At 60.6% G+C, this 20154-nt stretch carries 15 protein-coding genes and 1 pseudogene; 7 read left to right on the forward strand and 9 right to left on the reverse strand.

Translation table 11 applies throughout. From position 1 onward, the window contains the following. Nucleotide 1: 1 nt before the first annotated feature. The 4 genes from ACE04F_RS24060 (at nucleotide 2) to ACE04F_RS24075 (ending at nucleotide 4849) form a co-directional block, all read left to right on the forward strand. Complete coding sequence (locus ACE04F_RS24060) at nucleotides 2–1717, forward strand: putative 2-aminoethylphosphonate ABC transporter permease subunit (RefSeq protein WP_486110210.1); 1716 nt, start codon at nucleotides 2–4, stop codon at nucleotides 1715–1717. Nucleotides 1718–1736: 19 nt separating this feature from the next. After that, nucleotides 1737–2564: a phosphonoacetaldehyde hydrolase gene (phnX, locus tag ACE04F_RS24065; protein WP_486110211.1), complete on the forward strand. Its 828-nt coding sequence runs from the start codon at nucleotides 1737–1739 to the stop codon at nucleotides 2562–2564. A gap of 31 nt (nucleotides 2565–2595) precedes the next feature. Then, a complete protein-coding gene (locus tag ACE04F_RS24070) occupies nucleotides 2596–3615 on the forward strand; it encodes a putative 2-aminoethylphosphonate ABC transporter substrate-binding protein (RefSeq protein WP_486110212.1) in 1020 nt (339 codons plus the stop codon). A gap of 76 nt (nucleotides 3616–3691) precedes the next feature. Further along, nucleotides 3692–4849 carry a TIGR03364 family FAD-dependent oxidoreductase gene (locus ACE04F_RS24075; RefSeq protein WP_486110213.1) on the forward strand — a complete coding sequence of 386 codons (1158 nt, stop codon included), beginning with the start codon at nucleotides 3692–3694 and terminating at the stop codon, nucleotides 4847–4849. Nucleotides 4850–4901: 52 nt separating this feature from the next. Here ACE04F_RS24075 and ACE04F_RS24080 read toward each other — a convergent pair whose 3' ends face one another. From ACE04F_RS24080 to ACE04F_RS24115, 8 genes are all read right to left on the reverse strand, one after another. Continuing rightward, a complete protein-coding gene (locus ACE04F_RS24080; RefSeq protein WP_486110214.1) occupies nucleotides 4902–5600 on the reverse strand; it encodes an outer membrane protein in 699 nt (232 codons plus the stop codon). A 73-nt stretch (nucleotides 5601–5673) separates the two neighbouring features. Further along, nucleotides 5674–6150: an SRPBCC family protein gene (locus ACE04F_RS24085; RefSeq protein WP_486110215.1), complete on the reverse strand. Its 477-nt coding sequence runs from the start codon at nucleotides 6148–6150 to the stop codon at nucleotides 5674–5676. A gap of 59 nt (nucleotides 6151–6209) precedes the next feature. Then, nucleotides 6210–9623 carry a beta-ketoacyl synthase N-terminal-like domain-containing protein gene (locus ACE04F_RS24090; protein WP_486110216.1) on the reverse strand — a complete coding sequence of 1138 codons (3414 nt, stop codon included), beginning with the start codon at nucleotides 9621–9623 and terminating at the stop codon, nucleotides 6210–6212. 87 nt (nucleotides 9624–9710) lie between these two features. Next, nucleotides 9711–10544 carry an acyl carrier protein gene (locus ACE04F_RS24095; protein WP_486110217.1) on the reverse strand — a complete coding sequence of 278 codons (834 nt, stop codon included), beginning with the start codon at nucleotides 10542–10544 and terminating at the stop codon, nucleotides 9711–9713. Between the two features lie 86 nt (nucleotides 10545–10630). Continuing rightward, on the reverse strand, nucleotides 10631–12412 hold the full coding sequence (locus ACE04F_RS24100) for an FAD-dependent monooxygenase (RefSeq protein WP_486110218.1): 1782 nt from the start codon (nucleotides 12410–12412) through the stop codon (nucleotides 10631–10633). A gap of 3 nt (nucleotides 12413–12415) precedes the next feature. After that, the gene (locus ACE04F_RS24105; protein ID WP_486110219.1) at nucleotides 12416–13027 is read right to left on the reverse strand and encodes an HAD-IB family hydrolase; all 612 of its coding nucleotides are present in this window, start codon (nucleotides 13025–13027) and stop codon (nucleotides 12416–12418) included. Beyond that, on the reverse strand, nucleotides 13017–14522 hold the full coding sequence (locus tag ACE04F_RS24110) for a class I adenylate-forming enzyme family protein (protein ID WP_486110220.1): 1506 nt from the start codon (nucleotides 14520–14522) through the stop codon (nucleotides 13017–13019). Before ACE04F_RS24110 ends, ACE04F_RS24105 begins: the two co-directional genes overlap by 11 nt. Nucleotides 14523–14589: 67 nt before the next feature. Then, nucleotides 14590–15606 carry an SDR family oxidoreductase gene (locus ACE04F_RS24115; RefSeq protein ID WP_486110221.1) on the reverse strand — a complete coding sequence of 339 codons (1017 nt, stop codon included), beginning with the start codon at nucleotides 15604–15606 and terminating at the stop codon, nucleotides 14590–14592. 444 nt (nucleotides 15607–16050) lie between these two features. Here ACE04F_RS24115 and ACE04F_RS24120 point away from each other — a divergent pair, with 444 nt between their 5' ends. Continuing rightward, a complete protein-coding gene (locus ACE04F_RS24120; RefSeq protein WP_486110222.1) occupies nucleotides 16051–16647 on the forward strand; it encodes a TetR/AcrR family transcriptional regulator in 597 nt (198 codons plus the stop codon). A gap of 434 nt (nucleotides 16648–17081) precedes the next feature. Further along, a pseudogene (locus ACE04F_RS24125) lies at nucleotides 17082–17432 on the forward strand (MFS transporter); the annotation flags it as partial. 5 nt (nucleotides 17433–17437) lie between these two features. Here ACE04F_RS24125 and ACE04F_RS24130 read toward each other — a convergent pair. Then, the gene (locus ACE04F_RS24130; RefSeq protein WP_486110223.1) at nucleotides 17438–18403 is read right to left on the reverse strand and encodes a LysR family transcriptional regulator; all 966 of its coding nucleotides are present in this window, start codon (nucleotides 18401–18403) and stop codon (nucleotides 17438–17440) included. 293 nt (nucleotides 18404–18696) lie between these two features. Between ACE04F_RS24130 and argH the strand changes: the two genes are divergently transcribed. Continuing rightward, nucleotides 18697–20124 (forward strand): argininosuccinate lyase, encoded by a 1428-nt coding sequence (gene argH, locus ACE04F_RS24135; RefSeq protein WP_486110224.1) that lies wholly within the window; start codon nucleotides 18697–18699, stop codon nucleotides 20122–20124. Nucleotides 20125–20154: the final 30 nt, after the last annotated feature.

Consider the following 20154-nt stretch of genomic DNA (forward strand, 5'->3'; position numbering starts at 1 on the left):
TATGCAAAGCACGATGATCCTCAAGCCGGCCGTCGTGCAGGCACCTCAGGTGCCCGGTGACTGGGCAGACCGCTTGTTCATACGCGGCGGCCAGTGGCTGCTCCTGGCATTGCTGGTGCTGGCGGTATTGCTGCCCTTGCTCGCCATGCTGTGGCGCGCCTTCAGCGGTGATGCCAGCCAGGGTGGCGGCCTGCAGGCGGCGCTGACGCTGCTGGCCAGTGCCAATTTCCGCTGGCTGCTGGGCAACAGCCTGACGGTTTCCCTGACCGTCGCGGTCATCGTCGTGCCGCTGGCCTATGCCTTCGCCTACGCGTTGCAGCGTACCTGCATCGTCGCGAAGCCGGTGTGGCGGGGCATTTCGCTGCTGCCGCTGCTGGCGCCGTCGATGCTGCCCGGCATTGCGCTGATCTATCTGTTCGGCAACCAGGGGCTGCTGCGCGATTTCAGCACCGGCAACATCTATGGCTTCTGGGGCATTGTCCTGGGACAGGCGATCTACACCTTTCCCCACGCCCTGATGGTGCTGATGTCGGCGCTGGGGCTGGCGGATGCGCGGCTGTTCGACGCGGCTTCAAGCATGGGCGCCTCGCCATGGCGGGCGTTTCGCACCGTCACCTGGCCCGGCAGCCGGCAAGGGGTATTCGCGGCGTTCTGCCTGGTGTTCACCTTGTGCATCACCGACTTCGGCGTGCCGGTCACGGTCGGCGGCGACTATCAGGTGCTGGCGCTGGAAGCCTACAAGTCTGTCGTTGGGCAGCAACAGTTTGGACGCGGCGCGCTGATCGGCATGATTCTGCTGCTACCCGCATTGCTCAGTTTCGCCGTGGACATGTGGCTGCGCCGTACTCAACGCGAAGCCATGGGCGGCCGTGCCCAGGTGTATCACCCGCAACCGTCGCGGGGGCGGGATGCAGCATTCCTGAGCGTCACGGTACTGATCGGCTGCGTTCTGCTCGGCGTGTTCGGCATGGCAGTGTACGCATCGCTCGTGCAGTTCTGGCCGTACGACCTGTCCTTGTCCTTGGACAACTATGCCTTCTCCGAACTGCCCGGCGGTTGGCTGGCCTATCGCAACAGCCTGCTGCTGGCGGTGTGCAGCGCGGTGTTCGGCAGCCTGGCGATCTTCACCGGTGCCTACCTGATCGAGAAGACCCGGCAGAGCGCATTGACGCGCACCCTGCGGCTGCTCAGCTTCGTGCCGATGGCCGTGCCCGGGCTGGTGCTGGGCCTGGGCTACGTGTTCTTTTTCAATCTGCCGGGCAACCCGCTCGCCAGCCTCTACGGCAGCCTGGCCTTGCTGGTGGTCTGTACCGTCGCGCACTTCCTGACCACCGCGCATATGACGGCCAGTACCGCCTTGCGCCAGCTCGACGATGAGTTCGAGGCCGCCGCCCTGGCGCTGAAAGTCCCGCTGGTTCGCCACTTCCTGCGAGTGACGCTGCCCATCTGCCTGCCGGCGTTGCTCGACATCGTTCGCTACCTGTTCGTGTCGGCGATGACCACGGTCTCAGCGGCGATTTTTCTCTACAGCCCCGACAGCGTCCTGGCCGCGGTGGCGGTGCTGAACATGGACGACGCCGGCAACGTCGGCGGGGCCGCCGCGATGGCCACTCTCATCCTGCTCACCTCGGCCAGCGTATCGCTGCTGCTGGCGATGCTGTCGCGCCGCCTGCTGCGCCGTTCCCAGGCCTGGCGCCAGCCGGCGCCGGGTCTTTGAAGAACTTCTGGAGATTCTGATGCACTACCAAACACCAACTCGCCTGCAGGCAGCGATTCTCGATTGGGCCGGGACCGTTGTGGACTTCGGTTCGTTCGCGCCGACACGGATCTTCGTCGAAGCCTTTGCCAGCTTCGACATCGAGATCAGCCTGGAGGAAGCCCGTGGCCCGATGGGCATGGGCAAATGGGACCACATCCGCACCTTGTGCAACCAACCGGCCGTGGCCGAACGGTATGCGCGCCGGTTCGGGCGCGCACCGAGCGATGACGACGTGACCGCTATCTATGAGCGCTTCATGCCGCTGCAGATCGCCAGGGTCGCCGACCACTCGGACCTGATTCCCGGCGCGCTGGAAAGCATCGCCGCACTGCGCCAACGCGGCCTCAGGATCGGCAGTTGCTCCGGCTACCCCCGACAGGTGATGGACAAGGTTGTCGAACTGGCCGCCGCCAAGGGCTACAGCCCCGACCATGTGGTCGCCACCGACGACGTGCCCAAGGGCCGGCCAGGTCCGGCGCAGGCCTTGGCCAACGTGATCGCCCTGGGGCTGGACGATGTCGCCGCCTGCGTGAAAGTCGATGACACCGAGCCCGGCATCCTCGAAGGCCGCAGGGCAGGGATGTGGACCGTGGCGCTGAGGTTTTCCGGCAACTTTCTCGGCCTCGACTGGGAGCAGTTCCAGGCTCTGTCGGCGCAGCAGCTGGCGGCCGAACGCGAGCGCATCGACGGGCTGTTTGCCGCAAGCCGTCCGCACTACCTGATCGACACGATCGCCGAACTGCCCGCCGTGATCGACCACATCAACGCACAACTGGCCCGCGGCGTATTGCCGTCCCATTGCTGAAAAACTTCACTGACTGACACGGAGCCGTACCATGTCCAAACGCACTGCCTGGGCCGCCGGCCTGCTTGCCGCCTGTGTTCTGCAGGCCCATGCCAATACCGAACTGACCGTCTACACGGCCCTCGAAGTCGAGCAGCTCAAGGCTTACAAACAGGCCTTCGAGCAGCAAAACCCGGACATCGAGATTAAGTGGGTGCGCGACTCCACCGGCATCGTCACCGCCAAGCTGCTGGCGGAAAAGGATCGCCCCCAAGCCGATGCGGTCTGGGGTCTGGCCGGCTCGAGCCTGGCGATTCTCAAGCAGCAGGGCCTGCTGGACGCCTACAGCCCGGCAAACCTCGGCCAGATATCTGCGCAATACCGCGACGCCGACACGCCGCCCACCTGGGTTGGCATGGACGTCTGGGCCGCCGCCATCTGCTTCAATACGGTGGAGGCGCAAAAGCTCGGCCTGCCCAAGCCGACTCGCTGGGAAGACCTTGCCAACCCGGTGTACCAAGGCAAGATCGTGATGCCCAATCCAGCATCGTCCGGCACCGGTTACCTGAATGTCAGCGCCTGGCTGCAAACCTTCGGCGAGACCAAGGGTTGGGCCTATATGGACAAGCTGCACGCCAATATCGGCCAGTACACGCACTCCGGCTCCAAGCCGTGCAAGCTGGCCGCCGCCGGCGAGTTCCCCATCGGCATTTCGTTCGAATACCCGGCCATCCAGCTCAAGCGCAAAGGCGCGCCGCTGGACATCGTCCTGCCTGCCGAAGGCCTGGGCTGGGAAATCGAAGCCACCGCCATCATCAAAGGCACGCCGAAGCTGGCGGCTGCCAGAAAACTCGCTGACTTCTCCGCCAGCCCCGAGGCGATGCAGTTATACAAAGCGAACTTCGCGGTCCTGGCGCAACCGGGCATCGCCGAACGCCTGCCGGAGCTGCCGACGGACTACGAACAACGCTTGATCCGGAATGATTTCGCCTGGGCGTCGGAGAACCGCGACAAGGTGCTGGCTGAGTGGCGCAAGCGTTACGACGGCAAGTCCGAGCCGGTCGCCAAATAAGCGCTGTTCTGTACTGTCCACAGGCCCGGCTCGTGTCGAGCGGGCCTTATCCGTTGATGGTTTTCAAGGAGTTTTCATGTCTGAGCACGACTGTGACCTGCTGATCGTCGGCGCCGGCATTCTCGGCCTGGCCCACGCCTGGGCTGGCGCCAGGCGCGGCCTCAAGGTCAAGGTGTTCGAGCGTAGCCATACGCCGCTGGGCGCCTCGGTACGCAACTTTGGCCAGGCCCTGGTCGGCGGCCAGGCGCCGGGTGTCATGCTGGACCTGGCACGCCAGGCGAACGGTTTGTGGAAAACACTGGGCCAGGCTGCCGGGCTGCACATGCATCAGCAGGGCTCGCTGCTGTTCGCCCGCAGGGAAGCCGAAGAAGCGCTGCTCGAAGCGTTCGTGAACGGGCGGGGCGCGGCATTGGGTTATCGCACCGAGCTGTTGCGTGGCGAGGCGTTGGCGGCGCTTTACGATGGCCGTTTTGCCCATCACCGCGCGGCATTGCTCGGCCTCGACGACCAACAGTTGTACTCCCGCGAGGCACTGCCGCAGATCGTCGATTACCTGGCCCGGGCGTTGGGCGTCGAATTCCATTTTTCGACGCTGGTCCGCGATGTCGAACCCCACCGCGCGCTCACCAGCGCCGGACGTTTTACCGCGCGGCACATTGTGGTGTGCTCGGGACATGACTATCAGACGTTGCTGGCCGAGCAAATCGCCGGGCTCAATCCGCAAGTGTGCGGCTTGCAAATGCTCCGCGTACGGCCGCGCGAGCCCCTGGCGTTACGCCACGCGTTGCTCACGGGGCTGAGCTGCGTGCACTACGGCGCCTTTGCCGACCTGCCTGAAGCGCAGGCCATCCGCACGCAGATCCGCACGCACCAGCCAGAACTCGAAGCCCATGGCATCCATCTGCTCATCAGTCCAACCCCCCACGGTGACCTGATCATCGGTGACTCGCATGTCTACGGCAGCGATATTTCACCGTTCAATGCCGAGCAGGTCGATCGCATCCTGATTGACCTGGCGCAGCACACCCTGGGCGGCAAGATCGATGTACTGGAACGCTGGCAGGGTGTGTATGGCGCGCGGGGGCCGGGGCCGTTCAGCGTAATTTCGGCTGCGCAGGGCGTCACAGCGGTGCTGATGCATACCGGCTTGGGCATGAGCGTGGGACTGGCGCTGGGCGAACGGACGATTGCCGCAGCGCTGGGGGAGGGGCCGTGGCAAAGCTCGGCGGCTTGATGACGCTAAGGAGGGCGCCTCGTCGAGGCAAGGCGCCGGTCTGGCTGCCGATTCAGAGCCAGTAACGCAGGCCCAGCATCACCGATTGGGCTTCATATTCGGTGCTGACATCGCCTTGGGGCAGCCGTTCGATGTCGCCGAAGTGCGCCTCGCGCGTTTTCAGGCAGCGGTAATCCAGGGACATCGACCAGTTTTCGTTCAGCTCATAGCCCACCCCGGCACCCAGTTGGTAGGCCGAGACGGTGTCGCGGTGGGTACCGCCGAACTCCACACCACCGGCTTCCAGACCGCTGACCGTGAGGGTGGCGTAACCCAGGCCGCCGCCCAGGTAAGGGATGAATCGGTTGAAAGGCGCGGGCAGGTTCAAGACGTCGTACCAGAGGTTGACCATCAGGCTGGCCGCTTTCTCTTCGCCTTCGCCATCGATGCTCCCGCCGCCCTCATAGACCCGGTTGTTGAACTGGGTCAGGGTGTTTTCGCGGTAACCGAGTTCCACCTCCGGGCGCAGCCCGACCGGGAAGCGCCAACCTAACGCCAGGCCCGTGGCGTAGCCGGAATGGAGCGGCTGGTTGAATTCCATCTCGACGAAATCCAGGTTGTTCTGGTTGAGGTCCTGCGCCGATACCCAGTTCAGGCCGCCCATGAGGCTGGCGTAGGGGCCCAGCGTGTCGGCGAAGGTGGACGCCGGGGCGACCGCGCCCATGCCGATGATGCCCATCACCAGGTATTGAGTGTTTTTCAGTAAGTTCATGCTCGGTCCGAAGTGTGCCGTTATTCAAAAGATTGCGAGAGCCGGCGCGCTTGGCGCTGACGTCGCGAACAGGTCATACGAGGTGCAGATGTGCTTGCGCTTTGTCGCGCTCCGGGGCGTCGGCAGCGTTGGCGCGTTGTTGGGCAAGGGCGCTGAGGTTGCCCAGCGCCGTGGTCATTGCCGTCGTCAGCATTTTGCGCAGCAGCCGCCGGTACAAAAAACTCAACGGACCGGAGATCCTGGCGCTATGGATGACCTGGGTTTCGTCCGGAGCCAGCCTGCGCATCCGATGGTCGAATTCGAGCCGTATCCAAAGCAGTCTCGCGCTGTTGCGATAGCTTTCCTGCGGTTCCACGGCCAGCAGCCTCAATGGCATTTTCAAGCCATTGCTGAGCACACACTGACCCGCGGTTCCCGCCTGGAACGGGCCCTCGAGTCGACAATGGCGAACGTCGGTATCCCAGAGCGGGGCTTCCTGGAAATTGCTCCAGATCTTCCAGATTGCCGACGGTGGTGATTTGACTATGACTTGAACCTTTACATCGTTCACGGTGACACCCTGTCTGTTGCGGGCACACTTGTGCCCCTGAGTTTGATCAACGCCCGGCCTCAGGCAGCAGGCGCGGACTGGCTCAATACTTGAGCGGTAATATTGGCTTGGCCGATCTTTTCGCCCCGATTGAACAGGTCGATATGGATGCGGTTGGTCTTGAATGATTGAAGCTGCGTCCCGGGACTCGCTTGCGGAGCGAGTGACAACGGGCTGTTCCTGGGAATTGGCCGGTCCAGGGTGAAACTCAGGGCCAGCAGATTCATCGGGGTGTTGAGCGGAATACGCAGATGACCGTGGGCAATCTGCATGTAGCACTGGCGGGCAACCTCGAGGAAATACACCATCGAGAAATGCTCGGGATCGCCCTCGTGGAAAAAATGCCCATCCGGCAGGCTGACCGTATCCACGCTCAGCCCCTGGGCGAGGCTGCTCATGGCGCTGACGATGACATTTTCCGCCCTGGCCTTGTGCAGCAGGGCCTTATCGACACAGCGCGCGGCCGTGAACTCAGCCGCCGGCGAGGTCTCGTAGGCCGAGCTGTAGGCCATGCCCAGAACGCAGGTGCACGTGACTTTTCCAGCCTGCGTGACGGTTGCCTGGAATGCCTGGCCATCGTGGCCTTGCTCCAGGCGCAGGTCGATCACGTCCTCCTTCTGGACGTATTGCTGGAACTTGATGCTGAGCGTCTTCACGTAGGCGACGCGACCATTCAGCGCGGGCATGGCCAGTTCGATCAATTGCATCACCCCTTCGAGCAGGAGGATGCCGGGTATGTGATCCAGCGGATGGTCGAAGAAATACGGGTGGCCTTCGTCTACCACCAGCCGTGCGCGCAAGGAGCGCGGCTCGCGCTGGATGTGGGAAATCACCACGTGTTCCGCTCGACGCTGCCAGGGCGCCGGGCGCTGGGTACGAGCCCCCCGATGCAGGGCGAACAGCCCCTCCATGGCCCGGACTCGCACTCGCAACCCGGCGAGAACCGTGCTGGTCAGCATGTCGCTGAGTTGCAACACATCAACACCGTCGTGTTGCGGCTCGCGGACGATTTCGCCGGCATGCACTGGGGTGATGACCTGATGCAACTCATGGGGTTCGTGGGCAAAGCGCAACGTGAACGGGTGTTTGATCGCAGGGGCAGGGCTCGCCGTTGCGGGGTTCCATTCGCGCAGTTTTTCGGTGAACAGCCACATCACAACCTTGCCGGCCTCACGCACCTCGATCACCGTGTGAGCCGCCGAGCTCATCGTCACCGACAAGAGCGTTTCGATGCCGCAGGCTTCAGCCAGAAAACCGGTCATCTCCTGCAACGACCCGTCAACAGGGGTGTTATCGGGCCGCAGCTCACAAACCTCGACCACCGGGTACTGGGCGCGCTCCTTGCCGGCCAATCGGCACGCTTCGTCCAGCGAAGCCGCGGCATGGGCGAGAACCGCAGCGCGAATCACCAGCAGGGGCGTGTCCGTTGAACCCGCTCGATAAGGACGCAGCGCAAGCAGCCCGAGCCCTTCACCTTGTTGCGTTGCGCTGCGGCGAGCACGGTCGACCTCGATTTCGCCGCTGATGAAGCGGCCGGCGCCGAGCAGCAGCGTCGTGATGCCGTCGTCGAACCATTGCCGGGACGCCAGCAGGGTTTGCCAGAACAGCCCTGGTGCGCCGGCCAGGGTCTGATGGAAACCCTTGAAATCGAAAATCTGCGCCGGGTAGCCGGACAACATGTTTGGCAACATGGTTGCCACGTCGGTCACTTCCACGCCCGGCGGCCTGCCTTGGGCCCGTGAATAGAAGTGCTCGGCACTGCTGTAGGCATTGCTGAACCGCTCCCCGCCCATGTTGCAGCACATGACCATTGCCGTACCGGCCGATCCGGCAACGCCCGGCAGGCGCCGCAACAGGTGATTGACGCGGTCGGTGACCAACAGTTTGAAGGGATCGACGTGGGCCAGAGGCTTTGGCCCCATGCCAAAACCGTCGATATCAATGACCCGATCCTGGGCCAGGAATCTCCCCGACAACGGCCCGGCCGAGGCCCCCTTGCAATCGACGAAACGCCCGTAAGGGAAAGTGACCGCTGGACTAGCCGGCTGCTCAAGCCGCCGTTTGAACGCGTGCAGTGAATCGCAGCCGCCCAGTGCGGCTTCCGCCTCGACGATCGCCAGGTCGAGGATCTGCACGCCTGAAGCCACCGGCGCGGGGGCAGGGAGGCCAGCGGGCACGTATTCATCCACCACCAGATGGGCGTTGGCGCCACCGAAGCCAAAGCTGGAAATGCCTATGCGGATCGGCGATTGGCGATCCTCCAGTGGCTGGACTCGCTGTGTCGCCAGGCGCAGGCAGGTGTCGTCGACTTTCAGACTGGGACGGTAGTCCGGCTGGGGTGGGATGCCCTTGTGGCGCAGGATCATCAACGCTTTGGCCAGCGAAGCGCCTCCCGCCGCGGCCAGGGGATGGCCGATGACGGACTTGATCGAACCGATGGCAATTTTTTCGTCGGCGCTGCGATGGGCGGCGAAGAAGCTGTTCAGCGAGGCCAGTTCGGTCGCATCCCCTAAAGGGGTGCCGGTGCCGTGGGTTTCGATGTAATCCACGCGGCCTGGATCAAGGTCCATGTAAGCCCGTTGATAAGCGCGATACTGGGCCTGCCGGCCCGGCGCAAATACCGAGCCTTCGGCGCCATCGGCGGAAAGCCCCAAACCTCTGAGCACGCCCAGCGGCCGGCGTCGGGCGTTCAGGGCATCGGCCACGGGCTCGACCAGAAAGGCCGTGGCGCATTCGCCCGGCACAATACCGTCGGCATCCTCGCCGAACGCCTGCATGCTGGCCCGGGCGGAAAAAGCCGTCAGTTGGGAGAAACCGAGGAACAGTGCCGGCGGCAGGACGGTGTTGAGCGCCATGATGATCGCCTTGTCCGCCTGGCCACTGTTGAGGAGAGCCTTGGCCATGTCGATCGCATAGGGGAACGAACTGCAAGCGGTATCCACCGACAGGGCCGGGCCTCCCAAGGCAAACGCGCGCGCCAGCCCGGCCACCTGTTCACCGGGCGTAAAACCGGATGGCGTGTCGGTACCGCCGGGCACTGGCGTGGCGAAATAACTTTCATCGCTCCAGGACGTCGCGACCACCAATGCGGTTCGCTCGGTATTCAATTCCGTGCCTTGCGCCGCGAGTTCGGCAAACAGCGTCCGGAGCACGTTCTTGCCAATCGCGACCTGCCGGCCGTCATGACGGGAAGGCGTCGATGGGTCATCTGAAAGGCAGAATGCGCTGTCCAGGTAGACACGATCCTTTTCGCCGGCCTTGCTCGAAAATATCGACGCCTTCTGCAACTCCCAGCGCGCCGGCATTGCCTGGATAGGCGCTATGCCGCCCTGCGAGAGCAAGTGCCAAAGTGCGTCGGTGGACGACGCCCCTGGAAATTCGCCGGCCATTGCGCTGAAACACAACTCGCCCGCTGTCGTTATCGCGCCACTCATACCCTGTCTCCTGATTGCCAAAAAGCGGGGTGACCTGGCGATCACCCGGTGTCCATTCCATGTGCGGGCAGCGTGTGCCGTCGGGCCTCAGCCCATTCTTGCCAGAAGCGCCAGCGCGTCCTCCGGGGTACGACGCGACATCAATGCCTCACCGGCAAATTCGCTGACCGGGCACTCTTGTGCCATTGATTGGCAAAGGGCTTGCCGGTCGAAACCGTTGAGCCCCAAATCGGTAAAAGGCGTGTTGACGTCCAGCGCCCGCGGCGCGTCCGAAACCAGCGGTGAGAGAGCGTTGAAAAGCATCGCGCCAAGTTGCGTCTGCGTATCGGCGGAGCCAGGCAACGGCGCCTCGGCAGGTGCGGCGGACGGTTTCGGATCGGCTTCAAGCCTGGCCAGCAGCGCCGTAGGGGTGAGCGCATCGAAGAATTGCGAGGTCTGTTCTTTCTTGTCCGGGAAGTGCTGGGCCAATGACTCGAAAATATCAACCAGCCCTAGCGAGTCGATGCCCAGGCTTTCGAAGCTGCTTTCGAAGTCGATTTGCTCGTTCTTGAAGCCGGTGACCGAACTGATCTCGGCGCGCAACCATTGCTCATAGCTGAGGGCGACAGATTGCTCGACCGGCGGTGCCGCAGCCAACACGGTCGAGTGCGCAGGCACGGGCTCCAGCGTTGCGACGCTTCTACCAGCAGCCGCCTCGATGCCATGGGCATAGACGCCTTCCAGCACCTGCTGGTGGGCATTGAAATAATGGGCGGTGACCGATTCAGCCTGTTCCAGCAGGCGCATCAGGATCGATTCCTTCGCCATGTTGGATTCGCAGAGTGAATCGATGATTTTTTCCGAGAGGGAGAAATAGCTATGGGCTATTTTCCCGTTGGATACGATGAATTCCTGCACAACTTCATTGAGTTGCAAGCGCATGAGGTTCTCCTTAACCGTAAATCGGTAGGTGTTTTAGACGAGCATCGAAAGTCGTGGGCCCGGGCAGGGCGCCGTCAAGCAATCAGTCAATGAGCGGTTGCGACTGGCCGCTGGATTTGCACTGCCTCGCTTGCCGGGTAGGCAGTTTCCCTCGGAGCCTTGAGCAATCCGGACCTCACGCTCAGGTACGTCACGAGTGTCATCGCGTCGGCGCCCTGGAAGGCGATGTAGCCGTCAGGACGAATCAGCATCAGCGTGCCTTGACTGGCGTGATAACGCTTGTGCAGCCGCCAGTCAGGGTCCAGCAATGTCGAGTGCCATGCCGGCAGTTCCGCGCTGCTGAGGGCGTCGACCACGCAGTAGGTCTTGATGCCCGGATAATCTTTTTCTACTGACTCGGCCAGTGCATAGTGGATTGGCAAGACGGGAGAAAATTGATCCGCAGCGGTGAAGATCAACAACGTGTACGTCCCGTGGAACAGGTCGATCAAGCGCGCCGGCACCGCCCCTTGCTGTTGCCAAAGCTCGACATCGGGCGCCAGTTGCCCTGCGCGAGGCACCGGCGGCTGGAACGCCGTCCGGACTCCGTTCCTGGCCCAGTTGCGGCGCTGCTTTTTCGTCAGCGCCTCCTGGATGGCGTCACTTTTGGCGTAATGGTACTGATGGCCGGAGATCATCGAGGGCAGTTTGCGCTGGACCTTGGGCCTGTTGCTCAGCAGTGGCAGGACGTTGTCTCGCAGCCACACCAGGGCCCGTTGTCTTACGGTGATCAGCCCGGTCAACCGATGCGCGGTCTTCTCCACTTCCAGGGCCACCGGATAGCGTTCCTCGTTGTAGCTGTCGAGCAGTGACGGATCCGCCAGGCCTTGATCGACATAGGCGATCTTCCACGCCAGGTTGTAGGCCTCGGAAATTCCCAGGTTCATCCATTGGCCGCCGATCGGGCTGCCGATATGCGCAGAATCGCCGACCAGGAACACCGAGCCCTGCTGCAATGACTGCACCCGGCGATGCTGGAAAGAGGCAATGGTGGTGGAGGAGATGTTCGACAGCGTCATGTGCTGCCCACGTCCCTCGCACAACCGCTGGAAGTTCTCCAGGCTCAAGGAGGGGCGCTCGCCTTCCGGTGGCAAGTCGTAGGGCATCTCGATGAACAGCCGATAACGCGATTGTGCGCTGATCGGCGCAACCGCCACGTACCCATCCTGCGCGCCAAGAAAAAAAGCGCCTTCGTCCTTGCTGCCGGACCACTCGATGTCAGCATCGGCGAGCATGAAAAAGCGCTCGTAGGACGATCCCTCGAAAGTCATCTCCAGGCGTTTTCGGATGTTGCTGCGAGCACCGTCACAGGCCACTGCCCAGCGGCTGGCGCAGGATTCCTCGCGACCGTCGCCATGCCGCAGCGTGACCCGTACGGACTCGGGCTGGTTCTCGATGTCCACCAGCTCGGTGTTCCATTCGACTTCCGCGCCCAGCTCAGTCAATCGTTCCAGCAGGATCTTTTCCGTTTGCGGCTGCGGCAGGCTGAGGAGCAGGGGATAGGTAGCATCCAGGCAGGAAAAGTTGTAATTCAGTACCCGCCGGGCGTTGGACTGCACCGAAAACTGATTGATGGTAAAACCATCGTTTATGGCCTGGTCGGCGACGCCGAGGTCGCGGAAGATTTCCAGGGTCCTGGAATGGATCGCCATCGCCTTGGTCGCGGTGGACGGACCGGCGTTTTTCTCGATGATGCGAAAAGCGACGCCCCATTTCTGCAACATGATCGCCAGCGACAAGCCGATAGGGCCGGCGCCTACGATCATTACCGCCGGCGCCTTGCCCGGTTGTTTGTAATGCGCGGGGACAAAAGTGCTCAGAGTCATCATCTGTCAGTACCAGTTTCTATAGAAGGGAGAGTTGGCAACGCTGAGCAGGGCCTCGTCGCCTGACGAGTCGCCATAGGCGTAGATGTAGAAATCTTCAAGGTTGCCGACGCAGCCTTTGAGGCGCCTGACTTTCTCCCCATCGACACAGTTGGCTCCCGATATGCCCCCGGTCAGCTTGTTCCGGGCCGTCGCCAGGCGGGTGCCGCACACGTAGTCGAAACCAACTGCCTGCCCCCACGGGATCAGGTAGTTCTCCGGCGAATTGCTGACCAGTGCCGTGACGTGTCCCATGGATTGATGCCATTTCAGCCGACGCAGCGCTTCGGGCCTGAGCCAGAGCGGCAGCTGTTCGGTGATGAAATACCTGGCATGTTCGCGCTCCTGCTCGACGGTCAGGCCTCCCAGGTAGCAGGCGATAAATGCCAGTCGCGCCTGCATCAGCGGCGTGATTCCCAGGATCACGCTGAGCATTTTTGGCAGCAGGGGGATGATCCGGAGCCAGAAGGGCCGGGTTCCGACGATAAAGCGCATGTAGCGCCAGAAGGTATGCCTGTCGGTCAATGTGCCGTCGAAATCGAAAACGGCCAGCACCGGTCGCGTGTGATCAGCATGCATGAATCTCTTCCTTGAGAGGGACAATCTCTATGTTCCTGGGTAGTTTGAAGGCGGAAAGGTAACGGGCGAGCAGGGTGGATACGCTGTTCTGGCTCAGGTCTGCGCTACCTTCCACAGACAAATGCAGTACGTTGATGGCTTTATGGTCCGGGACGATGTAGGCCTTTGCCCGCACGGCACCGGGATGCTTGAGGGCAATGGACTCGATTTCCTCCAGGTCGATCATCTGCGCTTTGATTTTCGAGATACGCAGGCGCTGGCAGCAGAAAAATACGTGCTCGTCGTCGTCTTGCCAGACCAGGTCGCCGGTGTGGAACCAGCCGTCACGGAAAAACCGGGCATTTATCTGCGGCGCATCGTCATAGCCCGGGATAACCATCGGGCCGCGTACCAGCAGCTCGCCGATACGCCCCACGGCCACGTCGCGCCCCTGACCATCGACAATTCGCAACTCGACACCACTGATCGGTTGGCCCATTGCACCGCGATGCACCTCGCCGACCGAACTCTGGACAATCACCGGCATGCTTTCCGTCAGTCCGTAGCCTTGCAATACAGGGGCGCACCCCAGCAGGTCGCCGAGCTTTTGCGCTTCATCCGCCGGTAGATGGCTGCCACCGGAATAAATCATCAGTTGCGGATGCAGCGGCAGCCGTGGGCCCTTGCGTTTGGCCAGTCGGGTATTGAAGTAGCGGATGACATCCGGCACCAGGCAGGCAAAGGACACCTGGTGCTCGGACAAGACTTGCGCCAGGTCCCTGTTGAGCAGGCTGTTGGTCATCAGCAGCGTAGCGCCGATGCTGAGCGGGAAAACCATCATCACGGACAGGCCGAAGATCGCGTACAGCGGCAGGGTCACCAAGTGGACCGACCCAAGGCCTTGCGGGTGAAACTGCTCGTGCAAGCCATCGCTTGACTGCGTCAGGTCCAGATAACGATGAGAAACAGCCAGCGGCATGCCAACGCCCCGATACGTGAACTGTACCGAAACGACCGGGTTGCCTTCAGGCAGTGACAAGGGCCAGAGCTGATGGGGAAGATCAGAGGCTGCCGTTGCATTTTCAGGCAACGACAATGGTTGCTCATCGGCGGTGCGGACGACGAGGCAACGGACCGACGGAAAGACTTCGCGGTGTTGCTCGAACAACGAGTCGGTCGTGACGGTCAATGCGGGCCCGGCGAGGCCCAGCACGTTGCTCAATTCGTACGCCGTCAGCTTGTGGTTGAGGATGACGGGGATAGCACCATGGCCAATGATCGCCAGATAATACGCGATGAAATCCACCCCATTGGGCAAGACAAGCGCAACTTTCTCTGCGGACGCCACCTCAAGGGCATGGAGCAAACCGTTGCACGCTTCGGCCTTGTTCAGCAAGTCGCGGTACGTGAAGGTTTCTTCCGCATCTAGATTCCTGATCGCTATGGCGCCGGGGTGCAAATCCGAAAAACCGACAAAGCGATGCAGGAAACCTTCTTTACAGGTAAGGCTTTTCATTCCACCAACCTCTCAATCCTTGAAGTCATGGCCAGATAAATAAGTACTGCAGAGGCAGGCTAATTTTTCAGTTGAACTTTATGTAGTTATTATTCCGATACCAGTCCAGCGTATCGGTCAGGGTTTCAGTAACCGGGCGGAACGCGCATTTCAGTTCACTTGAACTTTTGCTGTGGCTGAAATGAGTCCGCCCTTGTTCCTGCTCAATGAGCTTGACCGTGGAAGTACTGATAAGCACCGGCTTTTTAGTAAGCCGGTAATAAATTTCATAGGCGAAAGCGATAAGACGCAGCATGAACAACGGAACAGGCCGTTCCGGTGCCTTTATCCCGCTGACGTTGGCCAGTGCCCGAAAGATAGTCTTCATGTCCATATGATTGCCGGCAGCCAGATAACGCTCTCCTGATCGGCCACGTGTCATCGCCGCGATTTGATGTTCCGCCACGTCACGGGCGTCCACGACCGAAAAACTCCCGGGAAGAACCCCCGGCAATTTTTGTCCCACGAAATCCAGCAGGAACTGACCTGACGAGGTAGGACCGATGTCACCTGGGCCAAACATCCAACCGGGTAAAACCATCGCCACGAACATGTCCGGATGCAGCGATAAGAACTCCTGAACCTTCTGTTCAGACAGGATCTTGCTCAGGTAGTAATCGTCTGCCTCGGACACGTCGCGCGACATGGTCTCGTCGATTACCTGGTCGCGGTTTCCCTTCAGGACCGCGATGGAGGAAGTGTGGACCGCACGGCGAATGCCCGCGGCATAGGCGGCCTGCAACAACCGTTCGGTGCCGGTGACATTGGTATCGTAGAGCTTTTGCCAATGCTTTCCGCCTTTATAGCTGTCGCGAAAATAGGCCGCTGTATGAAACAAGGCATCACAGCCTTCAAGGGCATGGCTGAATGCATCAACATCAAGCATATCGCCCTGGACAAGTTCGACGGGCAAACCGTCGAATTGCTTCTTGGCTTTTTCAATGGAACGTACCAGCGCCCTTACTTTGATGTCTCGTTTTAAAAGTGCATGGACGACATTGTTCCCAAGCAGGCCTGTAGCACCTGTAACAAAGGCATATTCCATTAAAATCCAGCTCCTGTGAGATAGCCTGCTCGTGCAGCTTCGTCGCTGAACAGGCGTTGGATGACCCAACGGCGCCAGTAAAAACCATTCGGTATCTGGAAATCAAGCGGTATTTCACTATCCGGTGAAAGCCGAGGTGTCTGGGACGGGCCTGAGACGCGATGTCTCAACGAATTCGTCAGGCGGATGACGCCATTTTTCCGGCATCTAGGAGGGTTTTTACCCTGAGGGGGCAGGGCAGTGGTCGCTCTGAATTTGTTGCATTTCGATGAAAACCGTCACCTTGCTGTCGTCCGATCCAGCCCAAAACAGGCGGCGATTACATGCCAGATTTAAAACTTTAAATGCAAAGGACCGGTACGGATGGTAAGGTGCAAACATCTGATTCACTGCGTCGTTTCATCTAGTTACAAACAAACATATTGGGCCAAAGGAGCCGAGGGCGTGATTAGAAAAAGATTAGGTCGCGAGGAAAGCCAGCAAATAACACGAGACAAGTTATTTGATACCGCCACTGACCTCATGATCAAAAAAGGCTTTCACGCCGCCAGTGTCAATATTATCGCTGAAGAGGCAGGTTATTCGAAAGGTGCGTTCTTTTCCAACTTCTCAAGCAAGTCGGAACTGCTCCTGCAACTGACCCAGCGTTTCAAACGAGTTGAAATAGACCGCTTGGGCGAGACGTTGGCCGCGGGTTATACCGCAGAGCAACTTGCGCACGGATTGAACAGCTACATCGATACACTTAAAAACAATACGAACTGCGCCATCCTCGATGCTGAAATGCAACTGATCGCGTTACGCGATGAAGCGTTCGCAAAGCATTACTACGATCTGCATGAAGAAAACAGCGAGGCGCTGGGCAAGCTGATCACTATCATTTTCAACCATGCCGGCAAGAAACCTCCGTTGGCATACGCAGCACTCGCGAAGACTTTCACCGCGCTGTCGGAGGGTTTGATATTGCAAGGACATAAAGATCCGGCGGCGGAAATCAAACTGGTGCTCAATTCGCTCATTGAAACGGCGGAGCCATTGTAGGAATGCAAGCTGGTCCGGCAGTCTGCGATTAGCGTGGAGCTATCGCACGAAGAGTTGTAGACCGTCTTTTGCGGAGCGTCTTGAGCCAGACGGTCCGGGTTCAGGTTCCGGGGAAAGCCGTAGCTGTCGTGAGTACTGAAAAGGAGCCAGCCAAGGTCGCCAAAGCGAAACATCCTGTTACGCATAATGTATATTATGTTAAACGAAGTGTTTACGGCTGACGTTTAGGTTCCCGATCCGCGCCCCTGCAACTAATCCCCACTACACGGGTCTCTAGCCTCGCCGAGGTTGAGTCAATTTCGCCGAACCTCACATCGAAAAGACTCCCCCCGTGACTGCCCATCTGGATCGCCGCAACAACCTGTCGCTCGACAGCCTCAACTTCTTTCTCGCCGATGTGCGCGACGGTCTCGGGCCGTATCTGGCGATATACCTATACCTTGGCGGATGATCCGTACTGGCTGGTCACGGTACAGCTGCTCGACGGTGTCGGCGCCGGTCTTTTCGGCGCGTTGTTCCCGGTCATGGTCAAGGATCTAACGCTCGGTTCCGGCCACTTCAACATCAGCTTGGGCGCACTCACTACGGTGTTTGGCCTCGGTGCGGCGTTGAGTAATGGCCTGGCGGGATTTGTGGTCGAAGCGGCCGGATACGATGCGGCTTTCCTGACGCTTGCTGGCGTCGCCGGGGCAGCGTTTTTGCTGTTATGGGTTGGGGTTCCGGAAACCATGCAGCGTTCAGAAGGCATCAAAGTTGATCGAGTCGAGATCAGCCCTGGCGCCTAGAGCAGTCAGACCGGAGCCTTCAGATCCACGCCCAGCGCTTGGGCAAACGCCTTGACCAGCGGGCTGCGCACCGTGTTGTGACGCAGGATCAGACTGAACGGGGTGACGATGTTGATCAGATCCGGCCGTACCGCGCGAAACTCGCCCCGCGCCACCATCGGCGCGGCGTAATGCCGGGGTAGGAATCCTAGGAAACGCCCCGTTTTGATCAGTAGCGCAACGGCCTCCACCTGGGTGGCCGAGGCAGAAAAACTGTCGTAGTGGGCAAACTTCAGTTTGTCGCGATGAATCGCGTAACGATGGTTGATGCATTCGTGGGCCTTGAGCACATCCTCGCCCATGTCCGCCTCCGCCATGCTGAACAACGGGTGGCCGAGGGCGCAATAGACTTCCGAGCGTTCTTCGTACAGCTCGTAGTAGTCGAACTCCTCGCGTTTTTGATAGATCGGCACGATTCCCGCCACCAGCCGCCCTTCGACGACGCCTCTTTCAACCTCGTCGAGTTGGCTGGCCTGAAGTTGAAACCTGACCTTCGGCGATTGTTCGTTCATGCGCCTGAGCGCCGCAACTAACGGTGAATTTTCGTCAGAGATCGTATTATCAATAACGCCCACGCCCAGGTCACCGACAAGTTCGTTTTGCGCGGAACTAAGGCGATCGCGAAAGTTGTCGACCGAGGCAAATAAATCGATTGACGCCTGATACACCAGGCGCCCCTCTTCCGTCAGGTGAAAGCCCTCGCGCCCTCGTGTGCAGAGGCGCATGCCGATGCGGATTTCCAAGTCGGAAATCTGCTTGCTGATGGCGGCCAATCCTACATTCAGCTCGTTTTGCGCGGCACTGAAGCCCCCTGCCTCGACCACGGCCTTGAACACTTTGAGCAGTTTGAAGTCCAGCCCGCTGAGGGCTAGCGGTGCCCGTTGCGGCGTTTTCGGCGGCGGGTTTCCGGAATTGGAAAGTGGGGTTTCCATAATGCTTATTTACCTCTGACGCCCAATTCAACAACCTGTGCCCACAACAAAAACACGCTGGCCTAATAATAATGAACACAGAAAACCAGGCTTGGCAACCGCCATTAAATCCAGAACATCAGTGCCAAGGCGCTGATCGCAAAACATTAAAAGCTGACACTTCGATCAGTACTCGCACCGATGCAACTGCCCTCTTGAAAACTGCTCTGGCCTGACTTCGTTCGCTTGTTTTGTGGCGATGCTGCGGCCTGGAGTACCCGTTTCAGTTCGCGTTACCGACGAGGAAAACAACAATGTCCCACTCCACCGACCGTCTCTGGGGGGCGCGTTTCAAAAGCGGTCCTTCCGAAGCCTTGGCGGCCCTCTCCCGTTGCCCTGAACGCTACTTTCGGCTCACCCCGTACGACCTCGCCGGCTCCAAGGCCCATGCCCGGGAATTACAGCGTGCCGGACTGCTGAACGAGCAAGAAACCCTGACCATGCTCGACGCGTTGGAGCGCATCGGTACGGACTACCGCGCTGGCATCATCGCCCCGACCCTGGACGATGAAGACGTCCACACGTTCATCGAGCGGCTGCTGACCGAGCGCCTCGGTGCACTCGGTGGCAAGCTGCGGGCCGGGCGATCGCGCAACGACCAGACGGCCAACGACCTGCGGCTGTTCCTGCGTGACCACGTACGCACCCTGGCCGTTGAAGTGCTGGGCTTGCAGCAAGCGCTGGTGAACCAGGCCGAGCAGCACATCGAAAGCATCTGCCCCGGTTTCACTCACCTGCAGCAGGCACAGCCGATCGTGTTTGCCCATCACCTGCTGGCCCACGCCCAATCGATGCTGCGCGACGTGCAGCGCCTGGTGGACTGGGACGCGCGCACTTCGCTGTCACCGCTCGGTGCGGCGGCCATGGCCGGTTCGGCGATCGCTCGTTTACCTCAGCAATCGGCAAAGGAGATGGGCTACAGCGGTGTATGCGAGAACTCCATCGACGCGGTGGCCAGCCGCGATCACGTCGCTGAGTTCCTGTTCATCGCCAGCATGCTCGGCATTAACATTTCGCGTCTCGCCGAAGAATTCTGCCTGTGGTCGTCGCGGCAATTTCGCTGGATCGCGCTGGACGATGCCTACGCCACCGGCAGCTCGATCATGCCGCAGAAAAAGAATCCTGACATCGCCGAACTGGCGCGGGGCAAGGCGGGTCGCCTGATTGGCAATCTGACCGGGCTGCTGTCCACGCTCAAATCCTTGCCACTGTCGTACAACCGCGACTTGAGCGAAGACAAGCACGGCGTGCTCGACAGCGTCGACACCTTGCTGCTGGTGCTGCCGGCCATGGCCGGGATGGTGGCGACGATGAAGGTCGACGTCGAAGAGCTGCGTCGCCAGGCACCGCTGGGTTTTACCCTCGCCACCGAAGTCGCCGACTGGCTGGCGGTACGCGGCGTGCCGTTCAAGGAGGCTCACGAGATCACCGGTGCGTTGGTCCAGGCTTGCGAGAAACACGCCATCGAACTGTGGGAAGCCTCCCCGGCACTGCTGGCCGAAATCGACCCGCGCCTCACTCCGGAAGTACGCGAAAGCCTGACCCTGGAAGCTGCCATCGCCGCCCGCAATGGCTGGGGCGGCACTGCGCCAGAACAGGTGCGTGAACAGCTTGGTCGGCTGAAAAGCGCCCTCGCCGTCCAGCAAACGTGGACCGAGGAGTATCAAGGATTCCGCCTTTAGGTCATGACGCAAAACGTGTGGGGGGGAGCC

The organism is Pseudomonas sp. AGC41 (assembly GCF_057334555.1).